At 73.3% G+C, this 1,774-nt stretch carries 2 protein-coding genes; both read left to right on the top strand.

The window, feature by feature from the left end; all coding sequences use genetic code 11:
• On the top strand, positions 1-733 hold a 733-nt coding region (locus H5J30_RS30995; protein WP_445194969.1), incomplete at its 5' end, for a VMAP-C domain-containing protein.
• A complete protein-coding gene (locus H5J30_RS30990; RefSeq protein ID WP_181790825.1) occupies positions 730-1,680 on the top strand; it encodes an AAA family ATPase in 951 nt (316 codons plus the stop codon). The genes H5J30_RS30995 and H5J30_RS30990, both read left to right, overlap by 4 nt.
• The last annotated feature ends 94 nt before the right edge of the window (positions 1,681-1,774 follow it).

Here is a 1,774-nt window from a genome sequence, read left to right as displayed (position 1 = left end):
GGTGACGCGGGCGGAGCGGGGCCGGCACAGGCTGCGCCTGTGGTGCGACGAAGGGGACGGGCCCCGGCAGGTGTCGGTGTCCGGCGTGGCGGCGTACTCGGCGTCGGAGGCGGCGCGCGAGGTGCTGCGCGTCCTGGACACCCTCGCCCCCGCGGTGGCGGACGAACGGCCGCCGCTGGTGGAGGTGCTCGTGGACCGGGCCGGGCTCAACCTGCCGGTGGACGAGTGGGAGGCCCGCGACCCAGGCGAGATCCTGCCGGGTGCGCTCGGGGTGGAGTTCCCGCTCGTCGTGCACTGCCCCGAACTGCTGCGCCGGCACGGCCGCTTCACGGCGCACTGGCGCAGCAGGTGGAGCCGGCTGGACTCGGGCAAGACGTTCGTCGTCTCGGAGCCCGTGGACCCGGACGTGATCTACTCGCTGCTGGTCAACAAGCTGGACACCGTACGCGTCTGCGTCGACCTGCCTCCCGGGCAGCGGGACGGCATCGTGCAGACGTGCCTGGTCCTGGGCATACCGGTGGTGGTGTGGGACCGGGGCCGGGACGGCGCGTCGCACGTGACGAAGCACATGTCCGAAGTCGCCACCCGCGAACTGCCCGACGGCGTGCGCGACTACCGCGCGAACGCCAAGGCACGCCCCCCGGAGTATCCCGGCCGGCCGGTGCTGGCCTGGGCCGACGCCGACCACACCGTGCCCCGGCTGCACCTCACAGAGCCCCAGGAGAACTCATGACATCTGCCTCCGAGGCCGATTGGCGCCTGTTCCGGGGTGACGGCGTCCCCCGGACCGTCACCCTCCCCCAGGCGCCGCCGTGGCGCCGCTTCACCCCGTCCCGTACGCGGCGCTCCGAACTGCCGTACCTGATCGAGCAGCGGCACTCCGACGTCGTCAACGCGGCGCTCCACCTGCGCCGTCCGCTGCTGGTGACGGGCCCGGCCGGAACGGGGAAGTCGTCGCTGGCACGGGCCGTCGCACACGAACTGCGCCTCGGCGAGCTGCTGCGCTGGCCGGTCAACAGCCGCTCGACCGTCAAGGACGCCCTCTACCAGTACGACGCGATCGGCCGGCTGCGCGAGACGACGCTGAGCCGGGACCGCGGCGAGAGCGAGCCGTCCATCGGCACGTTCATCAGGCTCGGCCCGCTGGGGACCGCGCTCGTGCCGTCGGCGACCCCCCGGGCGCTGCTCGTCGACGAGATGGACAAGGGGGACGTCGACCTGCCCAACGACCTGCTGACCGTGTTCGAGGAGGGCCACTTCGGCATCCCGGAGCTGACCAGGCTCCCGGAGCACCTGGCCGAGGTCGAGGTGCAGACCTACGACCACCGCGGCTCGGTGGTGATCGGCCAGGGGCGCGTCCAGTGCGTCGAGTTCCCGGTGATCGTCATCACCAGCAACGGGGAGCGCGACTTCCCGCCCGCGTTCCTGCGCCGCTGCGTCCGCCTCGACCTGCCCGTACCCGACGAGGAGCGGCTGCGCGCCATCGTCGCCGCCCACCTGGGCGAGGCGGCGCTCGACGAGGCGGACGACCTGATCGAGACCTTCCTGCGGCGCCGCGCACCGGGCGAACTGGCCACCGACCAGCTGCTCAACGCCGTCTTCCTGCGCGTCGGCGGCGTCGACCTCGACGCGGACGGCCTGCTCGACGCGGTGCTGCACCAGCTGACCGGGGCGATGTAGCCGTGCCGGGCGGTGGGGAGCGGCTCGCCGAGGCGCTGCGGGTGCTCACGGCCTCCGGCTGCGACCTCGACGCGGACCAGGTGCTCGACGTGCT

This window comes from Streptomyces phytophilus (genome assembly GCF_013870535.1).
GTDB lineage: Bacteria > Actinomycetota > Actinomycetes > Streptomycetales > Streptomycetaceae > Streptomyces > Streptomyces phytophilus.
Note: the sequence above shows the minus strand (reverse complement) of the source record. Positions and strands in the feature narration are given on the sequence as shown.

What these genes read in the sequence shown, in the direction of transcription:
- H5J30_RS30990 (WP_181790825.1), top strand. Translation starts at nt 730, where the DNA reads ATGACATCTGCCTCCGAGGCCGATTGGCGCCTGTTCCGGGGTGACGGC.